Annotated in this window: 15 protein-coding genes; 7 read left to right on the top strand and 8 right to left on the bottom strand. The window is 64.4% G+C overall.

Features of this window, described 5'->3' with window-relative positions:
- Positions 1–38: 38 nt before the first annotated feature.
- The 3 genes from frc (at position 39) to LDZ21_RS18340 (ending at position 4429) form a co-directional block, all read left to right on the top strand.
- Entirely contained in the window at positions 39–1301 is a 1263-nt protein-coding gene (frc, locus tag LDZ21_RS18350; protein ID WP_244795178.1) for a formyl-CoA transferase, read from the top strand.
- Between the two features lie 87 nt (positions 1302–1388).
- Positions 1389–3596 carry an acetate--CoA ligase family protein gene (locus tag LDZ21_RS18345; protein ID WP_244795177.1) on the top strand — a complete coding sequence of 736 codons (2208 nt, stop codon included), beginning with the start codon at positions 1389–1391 and terminating at the stop codon, positions 3594–3596.
- A 53-nt stretch (positions 3597–3649) separates the two neighbouring features.
- Positions 3650–4429 (top strand): fumarylacetoacetate hydrolase family protein, encoded by a 780-nt coding sequence (locus tag LDZ21_RS18340; RefSeq protein ID WP_244795176.1) that lies wholly within the window; start codon positions 3650–3652, stop codon positions 4427–4429.
- Positions 4430–4540: 111 nt separating this feature from the next.
- Here the strand turns inward: LDZ21_RS18340 and LDZ21_RS18335 are convergent, their stop codons facing one another.
- The 3 genes from LDZ21_RS18335 to LDZ21_RS18325 all read right to left on the bottom strand — a co-directional run bounded on the left by LDZ21_RS18335 (position 4541) and on the right by LDZ21_RS18325 (position 6791).
- Positions 4541–4795: a CsbD family protein gene (locus tag LDZ21_RS18335; RefSeq protein WP_035967520.1), complete on the bottom strand. Its 255-nt coding sequence runs from the start codon at positions 4793–4795 to the stop codon at positions 4541–4543.
- 131 nt (positions 4796–4926) lie between these two features.
- Positions 4927–5283, bottom strand: coding sequence for a response regulator transcription factor (locus LDZ21_RS18330; RefSeq protein WP_244795175.1), 357 nt, complete (start codon positions 5281–5283; stop codon positions 4927–4929).
- Positions 5280–6791: an ATPase domain-containing protein gene (locus LDZ21_RS18325; RefSeq protein ID WP_244795174.1), complete on the bottom strand. Its 1512-nt coding sequence runs from the start codon at positions 6789–6791 to the stop codon at positions 5280–5282. The genes LDZ21_RS18330 and LDZ21_RS18325 overlap by 4 nt, the downstream gene beginning before the upstream one ends.
- A gap of 150 nt (positions 6792–6941) precedes the next feature.
- On the opposite strand from LDZ21_RS18325, the gene LDZ21_RS18320 reads away from it, so the two are divergent.
- On the top strand, positions 6942–7430 hold the full coding sequence (locus LDZ21_RS18320) for a hypothetical protein (RefSeq protein ID WP_244795173.1): 489 nt from the start codon (positions 6942–6944) through the stop codon (positions 7428–7430).
- Positions 7431–7665: 235 nt separating this feature from the next.
- Positions 7666–8178, top strand: coding sequence for a hypothetical protein (locus LDZ21_RS31185; protein ID WP_280519420.1), 513 nt, complete (start codon positions 7666–7668; stop codon positions 8176–8178).
- A 77-nt stretch (positions 8179–8255) separates the two neighbouring features.
- Here the strand turns inward: LDZ21_RS31185 and LDZ21_RS18310 are convergent, their stop codons facing one another.
- From LDZ21_RS18310 to LDZ21_RS18300, 3 genes are read right to left on the bottom strand one after another with little or no spacing between them, the layout of a single operon-like run.
- Positions 8256–8771 (bottom strand): methylated-DNA--[protein]-cysteine S-methyltransferase, encoded by a 516-nt coding sequence (locus LDZ21_RS18310; RefSeq protein WP_244795172.1) that lies wholly within the window; start codon positions 8769–8771, stop codon positions 8256–8258.
- Between the two features lies 1 nt (position 8772).
- A complete protein-coding gene (locus LDZ21_RS18305) occupies positions 8773–9033 on the bottom strand; it encodes a hypothetical protein (protein WP_244795171.1) in 261 nt (86 codons plus the stop codon).
- On the bottom strand, positions 9026–9784 hold the full coding sequence (locus tag LDZ21_RS18300) for a DNA/RNA non-specific endonuclease (protein ID WP_081850950.1): 759 nt from the start codon (positions 9782–9784) through the stop codon (positions 9026–9028). Before LDZ21_RS18300 ends, LDZ21_RS18305 begins: the two co-directional genes overlap by 8 nt.
- Positions 9785–9964: 180 nt before the next feature.
- On the opposite strand from LDZ21_RS18300, the gene LDZ21_RS18295 reads away from it, so the two are divergent.
- Complete coding sequence (locus tag LDZ21_RS18295; protein ID WP_244795170.1) at positions 9965–11029, top strand: alpha/beta fold hydrolase; 1065 nt, start codon at positions 9965–9967, stop codon at positions 11027–11029.
- On the opposite strand, the gene LDZ21_RS18290 is transcribed toward LDZ21_RS18295, so the two are convergent.
- Positions 11030–12388 carry an MATE family efflux transporter gene (locus LDZ21_RS18290; RefSeq protein ID WP_244795169.1) on the bottom strand — a complete coding sequence of 453 codons (1359 nt, stop codon included), beginning with the start codon at positions 12386–12388 and terminating at the stop codon, positions 11030–11032.
- A gap of 126 nt (positions 12389–12514) precedes the next feature.
- Here LDZ21_RS18290 and LDZ21_RS18285 point away from each other — a divergent pair, with 126 nt between their 5' ends.
- Positions 12515–12832 (top strand): YnfA family protein, encoded by a 318-nt coding sequence (locus tag LDZ21_RS18285; RefSeq protein WP_244795899.1) that lies wholly within the window; start codon positions 12515–12517, stop codon positions 12830–12832.
- A 13-nt stretch (positions 12833–12845) separates the two neighbouring features.
- On the opposite strand, the gene LDZ21_RS18280 is transcribed toward LDZ21_RS18285, so the two are convergent.
- Positions 12846–13868 carry a DUF2891 domain-containing protein gene (locus LDZ21_RS18280; RefSeq protein WP_244795168.1) on the bottom strand — a complete coding sequence of 341 codons (1023 nt, stop codon included), beginning with the start codon at positions 13866–13868 and terminating at the stop codon, positions 12846–12848.
- Positions 13869–14015 lie beyond the last annotated feature (147 nt).

Below are 14015 nucleotides of genomic sequence, written 5' to 3'. Positions count from 1 at the left end.
AGAACCTATAAACGTCGCAAGAGAGACTGGAGACAGCCATGACGGTGAACACTTCTGGCAAGGCGCTGGACGGCGTGCGCATTCTCGACTTCACGCACGTCCAGTCGGGCCCGACCTGCACGCAGTTGCTCGCGTGGTTCGGGGCCGACGTGATCAAGGTGGAGCGCGCGGGCGCGGGCGACATCACGCGGGAACAACTGCGCGATATCCCCGACGCCGACAGCCTCTACTTCACGATGCTCAACCACAACAAGCGGTCGATCACGATCGACACGAAGAACCCCGAAGGCAAGAAGGTGCTCGAAACGCTCGTCAAGAAGTGCGACGTGCTCGTCGAGAACTTCGCGCCGGGCGCGCTCGATCGCATGGGCTTCACGTGGGAGCGTATCCAGGAGTTGAATCCGCGGATGATCGTCGCGTCCGTCAAGGGCTTCGGGCCGGGGCCGTACGAAGACTGCAAGGTCTATGAGAACGTCGCGCAATGCGCGGGCGGCGCGGCATCGACCACGGGTTTCGACGATGGCCCGCCCGTCGTCACCGGCGCGCAGATCGGCGATTCGGGCACCGGCTTGCATCTCGCGCTCGGCATCGTCACGGCGCTGTATCAGCGCAACCAGACGCGGCGCGGCCAGAAAGTGCTCGCGGCGATGCAGGACGGCGTGCTCAACCTGTGCCGCGTGAAGCTGCGCGACCAGCAGCGGCTCGAGCGCACCGGCGTGATGAAGGAGTACCCGCAGTTCCCGAACGGCACTTTCGGCGAAGCGGTGCCGCGTGCGGGCAACGCATCCGGCGGCGGTCAGCCGGGCTGGATTCTCAAGTGCAAGGGCTGGGAAACCGATCCGAACGCGTACATCTACTTCATCACGCAGGCGCCGGTGTGGGGCGAAATCTGCAAGGTGATCGGCAGGGAGGAATGGATCGACCATCCCGACTACAAGACGCCGAACGCGCGCCTGCCGCACCTGAAGGACATCTTCGCCGAGATCGAACGCTGGACGATGACGAAGACCAAGTTTCAGGCGATGGAAATCCTGAACAAGCACGACATCCCGTGCGGCCCGATCCTCTCGATGAAGGAAATCGCCGAGGAGCCGTCGCTGCGAAAGACGGGCACGGTCGTCGAAGTCGATCATCCGGTGCGCGGCAAGTACCTGACGGTCGGCAATCCGATCAAGCTGTCGGACAGCCCGACCGAAGTCGCGCGCTCGCCGCTGCTCGGCGAGCACACCGAGGAAGTCATGGCCGAACTCGGCTACTCGCCCGACCAGATCGCCACGCTGAGAAGCCTCGGCGCGATCTGACCCACGCCTCATCGATGTTGTGACGCCGCCGCCTCCGGTCGAGGGGCGGCGCGAACCGGCACGCCCCTACACACGGAGACATTTCAAATGAACAGCACCGTTGTCCAGGAACGCAGCGAAGCGCGCAACGAATCCACGCATGCCACCAACGTCGTGCCGCTGCATGCGAGCGATGCGAAACGCCGCGTCGCCGAGATTTTCGATCGCGTGAAGGCGGAGGGCCGCACCTCGCTGACCGCGCCGGAAGGCAAGCTCGTCTGCGATGCCTACGGCATTTCCGTGCCGCAGGAAGGCGTCGCGACCAGCGCGGACGATGCGGCGAAGCTCGCGTCGTTCATCGGCTTTCCGGTGGTGCTGAAGATCGTGTCGCCGGAAATCCTGCACAAGACGGAAGCGGGTGGCGTGCTTGTCGGCGTGAAGAACGAGGCCGATGTCCGCGCCGGCTACGCGTCCATCATCGAGAACGCGAAGAAGTACGATGCGAACGCGACGATCATCGGCGTGCAGGTGCAGCAGATGGTCGGCGCGGGCCAGGAAGTGATCATCGGCGCGGTGACGGACCCGTCGTTCGGCAAGCTGATCGCGTTCGGTCTCGGCGGCGTGCTGGTCGAAGTGCTGAAGGACGTGACCTTCCGCCTCGCGCCGGTGACGCGTGAAGAAGCGGCGTCGATGCTCGACGGCATCCAGGCCGCCGAAGTCCTGCGCGGCGTGCGCGGCGCGCAACCCGTGGACCGCGAGGCGCTCGTCACGCTGGTCGAGCGCGTGTCGCGCCTCGTCGACGACTTCCCGCAAATCTCCGAGATGGACCTGAACCCGGTTTTCGCGAGCCCGGGCGGCGCGGTGGCGGCGGACGTGCGGATCGTGATGGACTTCGAGCCGGCCGCGCCGCGCTATCGTCCGACGCAGGAGCAGATCGTCACGCAGATGAACCGCATCATGAAGCCGGATGCGGTCGCGGTGATCGGCGCGTCGAACGAGGACGGCAAGATCGGCAATTCGGTGATGAAGAATCTCATCAACGGCGGCTATCAGGGGACGATCTATCCGATCCACCCGAAGGCCGACGAGATCATGGGCCGCAAGGCGTACAGGAGCGTGAAGGACGTGCCCGGCGTGATCGATGTCGCCGTATTCGCGATTCCGGCGAAGTTCGTCGCGCAGGCGCTGGTCGAAGTGGGCGAGAAGAAGATTCCGGGCGCGGTGCTGATTCCGTCGGGGTTCGCGGAGACGGGCAATCACGAAGGCCAGGAAGAGATCGTGAGGATTGCGCGCCAGTACGACATCCGCATGATGGGGCCGAACATCTACGGCTTCTATTACACGCCGAAAAACCTCTGCGCGACGTTCTGCACGCCGTATGACGTGAAGGGCAAGGCGGCGCTGTCGTCGCAGTCGGGCGGGATCGGCATGGCGATCATCGGCTTCTCGCGCTCGGCGAAGATGGGCGTGTCGGCGATCGTCGGGCTCGGCAACAAGAGCGATATCGACGAGGACGATCTGCTCACGTTCTTCGAGCAGGACGACAACACCGAGATCATCGCGCAGCACTGCGAGGACCTGAAGGATGGGCGCGCGTTCGCGGAAGCGGCGAAGCGCGTATCGAAGAAAAAGCCGGTTGTCGTGCTGAAGGCGGGGCGCACGAGTCTCGGCGCACGCGCGGCCAGTTCGCACACCGGCGCGCTCGCGGGCAACGACAAGATCTACGAGGACGTGTTCCAGCAATGCGGCGTGATCCGCGCCCGCTCGCTGCGCGATCTGCTCGAATTCGCACGCGGCATTCCGAAGCTGCCGACGCCCAAGGGCGAGAACGTCGTCATCATCACGGGCGCGGGCGGATCGGGCGTGCTCCTGTCGGATGCGTGCGTCGACAACAACCTGTCCTTGATGACGATGCCCGACGATCTCGACGCCGCGTTTCGGAAGTTCATCCCGCCGTTCGGCGCGGCGGGCAATCCGGTGGACATCACCGGCGGCGAGCCGCCGAGCACGTACAAGAACACGATCAAGCTCGGACTTCAGGACGACCGCATCCATTCGATCATCCTAGGCTACTGGCACACGATCATCACGCCGCCGATGGTCTTCGCGAAGCTCGTGATCGAAGTGAAGGAGGAGATGAAGGCGCTCGGCATCGAGAAGCCGATCGTCGCGTCGCTCGCTGGCGACGTGCAGGTGGAGGAAGCCGCCGAGTATTTGTACGAGCACGGCGTTCCGGCATATGCGTATTCGACCGAATTGCCGGTTGCGGTGCTCGGCGCCAAATATAAGTGGGCGCGCGGGGCAGGTTTGATCTGACGTGAAACGAGGGAGCGCGGCCCGCGCTCCCTCACACAACCAAGGACGCATCAGTGACCACCTGGATACGCTTTCGCGACGGCGACGGACGCATCGGCTTTGGCACGCTCGATCCGCATTCGGGACGCGTCGTGCAGCACGACGGCGCGCTTTTCGATCGACCGCGCCCAACCGACATCAGCTTCGCCGCCGACGATCTCACGCTGCTCGCGCCGTGCGAGCCGAGCAAGATCGTCGCGCTGTGGAACAACTATTACGCGCTGTCGCAGAAACTCGACAAGGCGCCGCCACAGCATCCGCTCTTTCTCATCAAGCCGCCGATGTCGGTCATCGGGCCGAGCGAGGCGATCAGGCGTCCGCGCAGCTATCACGGCAAGATCGCGTATGAGGGCGAGCTAGGCATCGTGATCGGCAAGACGGTGTCGGGCGCGTCGGTGGAAGAGGCGGAAGACGCGATCTTCGGCTATACCTGTGTGAACGATGTCACCGCGATCGAACTGCTGCAGGAGGACCCGAATTTCGCGCAGTGGTGCCGCTCGAAGGGCTTCGATACCTTTACGTGCCTCGGGCCGGCGATCGTGCGCGGTTTCGACTGGCGCAGCGCGACGCTCACGACGACCGTCGATGGCGTCGAACGGCAGAACTATCCGCTCGACGACATGATCTTCTCGCCCGCCGAGCAGGTCAGCCTGATTTCGCACGACATGACGCTCGTTCCCGGCGATGTCATCGCGTGCGGCACGTCGGTCGGCGTCGGCTCGATCAGGGACGGGGCGCGCGTGGATGTATCGATTGCGGGGATCGGCACGTTGTCGAACGTGCTCGCCGTCTAGCGAAGAAGCCCAGGCGCACGCGCAAAACGCGCAGAAACGACAAAGCCGGCGCACTAGGGCGCCGGCTTTGCATTTTCGACTGCATGCGCCGGCGGGCGGCGCATCGCACGATCAGCGATCGCGATTCCACAACGCGCCGAGCAGGAAGCCGACAGCAGCCGCAATCAGCACGCCGTTGATCGGCTGATCGGAGACGGCCGAACGCACGTTGTCGATCGTCTGACCGTAGGTCTGCTGCAGCGAGCCCAACGCCTGCCGCGCCTTGCCCTCCACCTGCGTGCCGGCATCGCCCGTCAGCGCGCCGACCGCGTCCTGCACCTTGCCGACCACGTTTTGCGCCGTGCCTTCCACTTGATCTTGCACCATGGTGCCTCCCATTCTGGTTGATGCGGTTTGCGTTGAAATTGCCTCGAAACTGCGTCGAACTGCTTCGATTCAACCGGCAGCGCCGGAACGGACGATAGAGCACGCTTCGTGCCCGGCGCATGAATCACGCTTCACGCCGGGCCGATCAGATGGTTCACCAGCGCGAGAAGCTCGTCAATCGAAAACGGCTTGCGGCGAAACTGCGTGTGCGGGTGATCGACCGCGGGCGCGTGCGCGGCGGCGCTCATCAGGATCACCGGCACCTTGCTCAGCGTTTCGCTCGCGGCCAGATCGCGGATCAGCTCGACGCCGTCCTTGTGCGGCATCATCCAGTCGGTGATGACGAGATCGGGCGCGCTCAAGTTGGCGGCCTCGAGCGCGACGCGTCCGTTGAATGCGGTCATCACCTCGTAGCCCTCCATTTCGAGCACGAGCCGCCACGTGGTCAGGATGTCGAATTCGTCGTCGACGACGAGGATCTTTTTCATGCGCGCGCGCCGGGGTCCGACACGGAGATCGCGGGCGAGAGCGACGGATGGCCGGACAGGATGCCCGTCGGCCCGATGAACCCCTCGCTGATATGCAGCCCGTCCGAGTCGATCGTGAGCCGGCGGATCCCCGTATCGTGCGGACCTTCGCGCTGCTTCACGATCGTCACCATGCGATGGAGCGCCGAATTGAGTTCGACGTAGCGCATGAGGACGATGTTCTCCGTCATCGCGGAGGCGCGCAGCGTCGCGGGCGCGCCGAATTCGTTGTAAAGCGGCAATTCCTCGGTCAGCACCGTCGTCACGCCGATATTGCGAAGACGCTGCGTCAGCGCGTTGATGAAGAGGCCAAAACGCTCGCTGCGATTCGCCGACTGCAGGAAGCCGTCGATGCCGTCCACCACGAGCCGCGACGCGTTCGTGCGCGTGACGACGGCGATCAGCTCGGCGGCGAGCTCGTCGATGGCGAGTTCCACCGCGGAATGCCAGTGGATCGCGAGCCGCCCGTCCTTCACGGCGTCTTTCAGGTCGATGCCGACTGCGAGCGCCTTCGCGATGAGCCGCTCGGGGGACTCGTAGATGCCGAAGTAGACACAGGGTTCGCCGCGATCGGTGCCCGCCTGCAGAAACTTGAGCGCGAGCAGCGTCTTGCCGACACCCGATGGCCCGACGAGCGTGGTCGTGGAGCCGCGCATCACGCCGCCGCCGAACATGCGGTCGAAGGTCGGGAGCGCGAAATCGAGCCTGCCTTCGAGGTGGCGCGGCGCGCCCGCCTGCTCGGACGTGGCTTCCAGCCGCGGAAACGCGACGAGCCCGTTCGCCGTGATATTGAAGAAATGCTTGCCGAGCAAATGATCGCGCGCGCGCAGCTTGTGGACTTCGATTTCGCGTGCGCGGCGCATCCCGGTGTTGAATCGGTTCAGCTCGATGAGCCCGTCGACCAGCGTGTGTTCCGGATGCGGCTCGTTGCCCGACAGCGGCGCGAGCACCAGCGTCGTGCACCGCGCCGCGCTCACGAACGCCGACAACTCGTGGATGAACTGCGAGAGCTCCAGCTCGGTGGAACTGAATTCGCGCGCGCTGCGAAAACCGTCGATGACCATGAAGCGCGGACGGCTCGTCTTGATCGTCGCGGCGATCAGCGAAAGAAATCCGGAGAGACCGTCGCGCATCAGTTCGTGATAGCCGCTCACGAACAGCATGCGGTCCGAGATGGCGTCGGGGTCGTAGAACGACAGTCCGCGCAAATGCGACAGCAGCTTCGTGTGCGACTCGGCGATGAGCGTGATGTACAACACCTTGTCGCCGTTCTTCACGCGGTGAAAGCCGATCTGCGACGAGAGTATCGTTTTGCCCGCGCCAGCCATGCCTTCGATCAGATAGAGCCCGCCTTCGACCAGGCCGCCGCCGAGAATTTGATCGAGGCCCGGGACACCCGTCGTCACGTTGCCGTCGCTGGCGGTCGGCTGCGGCGATGAATCAGGCGGGAGAATGTTGTCTTCGCTCATGGGAATTTCGTTTTTACTCGGCGAACCGCCTTTTCAAGATGGCGAATTATCGCTGACGAGAGTCAAGCTGTCGCCGTAAATGCGCGAATCCGCTCGTCGCAAAGCCTTTTAGTGCGTGCGTTCCGGCGCGGACGGCACCGGCGAGAGGCGATGCCCACAATGATCCGTGGTTGGAATGCGCCGCATGAATCGCGCCCGCAGTCGCGCAATATGGCGGTTCGTCACATACAGAGCATTTTGAGATGTTTCTCATGGGCGGCCGACGGCCGCGCTGCTGAAATCCGAGCGTTGCTTCTCCTGGACGCCGTGTGTTTCCGGCGTCTGTCCCGGCGCGCCGCGCCAGTCATTGCCTTCCAAGCCATGCACCGTTTGCATCCGGTTTTGGGCGCTGTCGCGCTCGCCGCCTGTCTCGCTTCTTCGTTGTTGTTCTCGCCGGTATCGTCGCATGCGGCGGAGCCGTTGATGGACCCTCATATGCTGTCGGCCGCTCCGTTCAACTTTCGGGCCGACCGGGCGATTTTCTCTCGCATGTCGACCCCGCCGTCGGATTCGCGCATTTTCTCGCCGCGTGAATCGCCGAAACTGAATGAATCGTCGCAGTTTTCTCAAGCGGATACGCGGCGCCGTAAATCGCTTTGACATTTCCGGTCGCGATTTCGGCAGCTTCCCCGTCAGGGCATGACGCGAGCTGTCGACTTTAGAAATAGTTCGAAAAATTGGGATTTGTCTGCTGCGATCGGCCTGTTCGCCCTTGCTAGAATCGCCCGGCTTTGGAATGGCCCGCCTCGCAACTGCGGCGGGTAACGCAAGGCATCGTCCTCAATGTAAAGCGCGTGTCATCCCAGGCTCGTTGCCCTACCTGACTAAATCCGAGATGTTCAATAAAATCGTTGCCGCTGTACTTGCAGTCGCTGCCGTGCTTTCCGGTTGCGCGTCCAATTCCGGGCCTACGTTCAATACACAGCAGATCAGGACGTCGAGCGGGCAGTCCGCTTTCCGCGCCGAATGCTATGGTCTTTTCGAAAACGGCAGCGCCTGCATGCAGGCTGTCAAGAAGGCTTGCGGCGACCAGCCGTATACGGTGTTGCAAAACGTCGAAGGCACGCAGGCTCCGGGCGATGCGCGCTCGGTCATCTTCACCTGCGGCGCGCCGGCTCCGGTTGCTGAATCCAAGCCGCAGGCAGTTGTTGCAGTCGCCGCTGCGCCCGTCGCCGCACCCTCACGCAAGGTGGTCACGCTCGACGGGAAGACGAACTTCGCGTTCGATAGCGCCCAACTGTCCAGTCGCAGGCGTTTGCGGCGAAGGGCTACGGCAAGTCGCGCCCGGTTGCATCGAATGCGACGAGCGACGGCCGCGCAGAAAACCGTCGCGTGGAAATCGTGCTGACGCAATAAGCTGCATCGACGGCGCAAGATAAAAAGCTCGCGAACCGCAGGGTCCGCGAGCTTTTTTTCATTACGTGTTCAGAAGAGAAGGAGCTGTTCGCGGCCCGGTCCGCCTTCGAGCGTGAGCAGCGAACGCTTGCGATCGACGCCGCCCGCGTAACCCGTCAACTCGCCGTCGCCGCCGATCACGCGATGACACGGCACGATGATCGCCACCGGATTGCGCCCGTTCGCGCCGCCAACGGCCCGCGATGCGCCCGGCGGCAGACCCAGCCGGCGCGCGAGATCGCCATAGGTCCAGGCATCGCCGAAAGGAATCCGGCTCAACAATTCCCAGACTTGTTGCTGAAACACCGTCCCGTGCAGCCGGACCGGCGCCGAAAACGTCCGGCGCTCGCCCGCGAAGTATTCGGCGATCTCTTCCTGTGCCTGAGCGATCACGCGAGGGGCGGGCCGGTCCGCGTCGGGCATCGCTTGCGGGATGCCTTTCGGAAAATGCTTCTGTCCGATGAAGAAGAGACCGGTCAGGTGCCCGTCTTCCGCGCGGTAGAGAATGGGCCCGAGCGGACTCGGGCCGACATGCAGGTCGATCACGTCAGATGAACGGATTGTCCGCCGTCCCTGTTGGCGCGGGCGGCTCTTCGGCGAGCTTCGCGGGCAGATCCGACGCGCTCTCGAGCGCCGCGACGATCGCACCCAGCGCTTCGTGAAGCGCCTTTGCGGCGGCCAGGCCGGCCTTGTCCCGCGCGATGGTCAGATCGCCGCTGACGGTCACGCGCGTCGTGCCGTTGACGATGCTGATGGCGTCGCCCGCGATGTTCATCGCGTCGGTATCGTTGGCAAATGGCTTAAACACCTCTTAGTCCTCCAATTCGTTTGTCTTTCAGTGCATCGGGGATGCCGGGGAACGCGAGACCGCTCATCGCTTCGAGTTCGCGCACGGTTTTCATCGTATAGGTTTTGGTCGGCGTGTTCTCGACGACGACCGCGAACGCAATCTGCCGTTGCGGCAGATACACCACCTTGTACAACTGCGTGGGCACGAGCACGCGCGATTCGCCGATGGTCTGCAATTGCCGGCCCGAAAACAGCGGCCCGGTCACGACGTACGCCTCGCCCGATTCTTCCGTGAGGCGGCGCACCGCTTCCTCGATGCGTGACCAGATGCTCCGGTTATTCGACGGGTCCTGCGGCACGATGTTCGCCAGCGAGAACGATTCCGCCATGCCTTTCTTCGTCGCGCGATCGCCTGCGGGGCTCATGTGGCCGCGATCGTAGCCGCTGCGCTTGTAGTCGTCGAGTTGGGCGCTGTCGCCGGGCGGCAGCCGCTTGTCGACGAAAAAGCGGTTGGTGCGCGTGTTGTCTTTGGCGTCATCGACGCTCTTTGCCGTCAGATGTTCCGCCGACCACAGCGGCCCGTGCGTGATGCCCGAATGAAGGAGCGCGAAGTCGGAATAACAGATTTCCTGCGCCGACGCGCGCATCTTCGAATTGGTGACGACCGGAGCGAGGCCGCCCGGGCTGAACTGCGGGCAGTCGCTCGCGAACGCGCTGATGCACGCGGCGCCGAGAAGGGCGGCGACGAGCGCCTTGATGCTTGCTTGCATGCTTGAAAGTCCGAACTGAATGCGACGCTTGATACGTTGCTGATAACCCGCCGGTGCGCTGCATTCGACGCGCGGCCAGCGAGGCGGCACAGTATAAAGGCTGCGCGACGGCATCGAAACGCAACCGGCGGCTGCGAGCTAGAATCGCCGGGGCCTCCATCATCCCGAAAAAGAACGCCCATGAAGCCTCGTTTGATTCGATCGATCCTGTTTTCGATAGCCGCGTGCGTCGCGCTGACGGTCGCGCCCTATGCATCCGCTGACGATACGGCGCAAGCGCCCGCCAGCAACGACGGTCCCGCGTATGGCCCCGAACTGCAAGGCTTCGACTATCCGTACCCGGTCGCGCGATTCGCGTTCACGTCGCAGCGTCAGGTCGTGCGGATGGCGTATATGGACGTGCATCCTGCGCATCCGAACGGGCGTACCGCCGTGCTGCTGCACGGCAAGAACTTCTGCGCGGCGACGTGGAAGCAGACCATCGATACGTTGAGCGATGCCGGTTATCGCGTGATCGCGCCGGATCAGATCGGCTTTTGCAAGTCCACCAAGCCCGAGCGTTATCAATACAGCTTCCAGCAACTCGCGCGCAACACGCATGCGCTGCTCGCGGCGCTAGGCGTGAGCCGTCCGGCGCTCATCGCGCATTCGACGGGCGGCATGATCGCGGTGCGCTATGCGCTGATGTATCCGCGCGAGACGGAGCAACTGGTGCTCGTCAATCCGATCGGGCTCGAAGACTGGAAGGCGAAGGGCGTGCCGTCGATTTCCATCGACGACTGGTATGCGCGCGAATTGAAGACCAGCGCCGACGGTATTCGCCGATACGAGATGAATACGTACTACGCGGGCCACTGGCGCGACGATTACGAGCCTTGGGTGCAGATGCTTGCGGGGATGTATCGCGGGCCGGGCAAGAGTATCGTCGCGTGGAATTCGGCGCTGCTCTACGACATGATTTATACCCAGCCCGTGGTCTATGAGTTCGAGCAATTGCGCGTGCCGACGTTACTGTTGATCGGCGACAAGGACACCACCGCGATAGGCAAGGACCTCGCGCCGCCCGACATTCGCGCGACGCTCGGCCGCTATCCGGAACTCGCGAAGCTGGCGAAGGAGCGCATCGAAGGAGCGCGGCTCGTCGAGTTTCCGGAACTGGGTCACGCGCCGCAGATGCAGGACCCGCAGGCGTTTCATAAGGCGTTGCTGGAAGGGCTCGCCGCGTCGCCGTCCAGAGCACAATAGTCACGCCCGTCCGCCCCCGCACAACGCCCGCTCGATCGACGGCAATTGCATCCACAGCGTGACGCCTCGCGCCACCATGAACGCGGTGAGCGCGAGCCATAGCCCGTGATTGCCGAGCGGACCGGCGAGCGTCCACGCGGCGAGCAAATACACCGCGAGCGAGACGGCCATCGCCTTCATCAGCTCGCGCGTGCGCGTCGCGCCGATGAACACGCCGTCGAGCTGAAATCCCGCAACGGATGCCAGCGGCAGAACCGCCGCCCACGGCAGATAGCGCATCGCCGCTTCGCGCACGACGGCCTGATCCGTCAGCCGCGCGATGATCCATTCCCCGCTGATCCAGTAGACGATGGAAAACCCCGCCGCGCCGATGGCCGACCACAGCATCGTCACCCTGACGGCCTGGCGGAACGCGTGCCGGTCACGCGCGCCCGTCGCCGCACCGACGAGCGCCTCCGCCGCATGCGCGAAACCATCGAGCCCGAAGGCCATGAAGGTCTGGAAGTTGAGCAGGAGCGCGTTCGCTGCGAGGACGGCATCGCCCTGACGCGCGCCCATGTGCGCGAACCAGCCGTATGAACCGAGCAGGCAGAGCGTGCGCACGAAGATGTCGCGATTGATCGCGACGAGGCGGCGGATCGCGCGGAGATCGAAGAGGGTGGCAAGCGCGAGGGGCGGCAGGCCGCGTTCGCGCAAACGCCAGAGAATCGCCGCTCCGAGCGCGAAGCCGCCGAAATCCGCAAACGCGGTCGCCGCGCCGATGCCCGCGATCCCCCAGCCAAAGCGATACACGAACAGCAGCACCGCGACGATATTCACCGCGTTGATGAACACCTGTGTGACGAGCGCGAGCCGCACGCGCTGGCAGCCGAGCAGATAGCCGAGCACCGCGTAATTGCCGAGCGCGAACGGCGCGGCCCAGATGCGCGCGTGGCAATACGCGCTCGCGGTGTCCTGCACCGCGCCGCTGCCGCCGAGCACGCGCAGCGCGTACCGGATGATCGGCACTTGCAGCGCGAGCACCGCCGCGCCGATCGCGAGTGCAAGCATCAGCGCGCGCATCACGCTGGCCCGCACGGCGGCGGCATCGCGTGCGCCGAACGCCTGCGCGACGAGGCCCGTCGTGCCCATGCGCAGGAAGCCGAAGCCCCAGAACACGAAGCTGAAAACGAGCCCGCCGAGCGCGACGCCGCCGAGATACTGCGGGCCGCCGAGATGGCCGGCGACGGCGGTGTCGACTGCGCCGAGAATCGGCTGCGTGAGATTGGCGAGGACGATCGGGAACGCGAGCGTCAGCACACGCCGATGCCAGTGCACCGGCAGCGCGTCGGCGGGTGAGGAGTCGGGGGAATCGGTCAAAGGAGCAGGCGTCGGCAGGGAAAGGCGACATTGTCGTCAGCGCGGCGCTACGGTGCAACCGGACGTAAATCGACACAACTCGACGCAACTCGACGCAGCTTCGCGCCCCAGCCGATAATGCACGCCATGAAAACCTTCGCGCTCTATGTCGTGACCGCGCTCACGGAAATCGCGGGCTGCTATTTTCCGTATCGATGGCTGAAGGCGGGCGGATCGCCGTGGCTCGTGGTGCCGGGCGCGCTGTCGCTCGCGCTGTTCGCCTGGCTGCTGACGCTGCACGAAGCCGCTTCCGGGCGCATCTATACCGCGTATGGCGGCGTATATATCGGCACGGCGATCGTGTGGCTATGGGCGATCGACCGCATCCGGCCGACCGCGTGGGACATGACTGGCGCGGCAATCGCGCTGATCGGAATGAGCGTGATCGCGTTTCAGCCGCGCTGACCGTTGCGCTTGCTTACGCTTCGAGCGCGAGCAGCGCGAAGGTCGCGAGCCAGTGCTCGCCCATGTAATCCCCGGCGACATGCGCAATGCCCGACGCCAGATGCGCCTCGGCCGCCGCTTCCAGAACGGCGATGCGCGCATCGCCGGCAGGCAGCGCCTGCGCGATCGTCCGCTGGCACCATGCGCGGCTCAGATTGAGGCCGTCGAGATGCGCGAGCTTGCCGTCGCTGCGATCGGTGACGGTTGCGGGAACGAAGAGCGTCGCGGGCTCCCGACGGTCGAGATGCGGCAGGAACGCATCGAACCAGCCGGCGAAGCGCTCCGCCGGCAGGACGTGACGCATCAATACTGCCTCCATCAGCGACGGCGAGAGGAACTCGTCGCCGGCCGGCTCCCACGCCTGACACGCGACATCGTTCGCGAACCAGCGCATCGCGGTTGCTTCGAGCAGGCGCGCGAAGTCCGCATCGCGGGCGATGCGCGCATAACCGAGCGAAAGCGTCAGTGCGAACGCCATGTTGAAGTGCGTGCCGACGCGAAGCGGATACGTCGATTTCGGCAGGAAGTCCTTGAAGCGATCGACGAAGGCATCGGCGAGCGGTTGCAGCGTGCGGGCCCAGCGCGCGCCGTCGTCCGACTGCATCGACCGGAGCTGCCCGGCCAGCGCGAGGAGCCACGCCCAGCCGTAGGGCCGCTCGAAGCCGCGCGACGCCGGGCGCTGCAAATAGGCGACTTCGGCGGCGACGTTCGCCTCGGTGAAATGCTCGTCGATGACCGCGCGAATGCGAGCGGCTTCGGGCAGATCCGGGAAGCGGTCGTAGAGACGCGCGATCAGCCAGTAGCCATGCACGCACGAATGCCAGTCGAAGCTGCCGTAAAAGATCGGATGCAAGGCGCGTGGGCTTTGCGCATCGGCGGCGCTTGCCATTACGTGATCGAGCTTGTTCGGGTATTCGCGTGTCAGATGACCCAGCGCAACCTGCGCGAATTTCGATGCCAGCGCGGCGTCCAGCGCCGTCGCGTTCTGCTTGTTCATGCGCACCTCGCGGTGATCGGTGGAGCGGGACAGAAATCTAGCATGAGACGTTATCGATAAAGCGGCGGGAAACGCGCGTCGGGGTAATCACCTACGTGCGAGTCTTTCAGCGCACGCTGCGCGCGCCGATCGCGGATGCGTCGTTTA

This window comes from Caballeronia grimmiae (assembly GCF_022879615.1).
Lineage (GTDB): Bacteria > Pseudomonadota > Gammaproteobacteria > Burkholderiales > Burkholderiaceae > Caballeronia > Caballeronia grimmiae.
This window is presented reverse-complemented; position numbering and strand designations above follow the sequence as displayed.

Bases quoted from the DNA above. Each gene is read 5' to 3' on its own strand.
- LDZ21_RS18330 (WP_244795175.1), bottom strand. From the start codon at position 5,283: ATGAAAAAGATCCTCGTCGTCGACGACGAATTCGACATCCTGACCACG.
- LDZ21_RS31185 (WP_280519420.1), top strand. From the start codon at position 7,666: ATGTTCAATAAAATCGTTGCCGCTGTACTTGCAGTCGCTGCCGTGCTT.
- LDZ21_RS18300 (WP_081850950.1), bottom strand. From the start codon at position 9,784: ATGCAAGCAAGCATCAAGGCGCTCGTCGCCGCCCTTCTCGGCGCCGCG.
- LDZ21_RS18325 (WP_244795174.1), bottom strand. From the start codon at position 6,791: ATGAGCGAAGACAACATTCTCCCGCCTGATTCATCGCCGCAGCCGACC.
- LDZ21_RS18285 (WP_244795899.1), top strand. From the start codon at position 12,515: ATGAAAACCTTCGCGCTCTATGTCGTGACCGCGCTCACGGAAATCGCG.
- LDZ21_RS18280 (WP_244795168.1), bottom strand. From the start codon at position 13,868: ATGAACAAGCAGAACGCGACGGCGCTGGACGCCGCGCTGGCATCGAAA.
- frc (WP_244795178.1), top strand. From the start codon at position 39: ATGACGGTGAACACTTCTGGCAAGGCGCTGGACGGCGTGCGCATTCTC.
- LDZ21_RS18295 (WP_244795170.1), top strand. From the start codon at position 9,965: ATGAAGCCTCGTTTGATTCGATCGATCCTGTTTTCGATAGCCGCGTGC.
- LDZ21_RS18335 (WP_035967520.1), bottom strand. From the start codon at position 4,795: ATGGTGCAAGATCAAGTGGAAGGCACGGCGCAAAACGTGGTCGGCAAG.
- LDZ21_RS18345 (WP_244795177.1), top strand. From the start codon at position 1,389: ATGAACAGCACCGTTGTCCAGGAACGCAGCGAAGCGCGCAACGAATCC.
- LDZ21_RS18320 (WP_244795173.1), top strand. From the start codon at position 6,942: ATGCCCACAATGATCCGTGGTTGGAATGCGCCGCATGAATCGCGCCCG.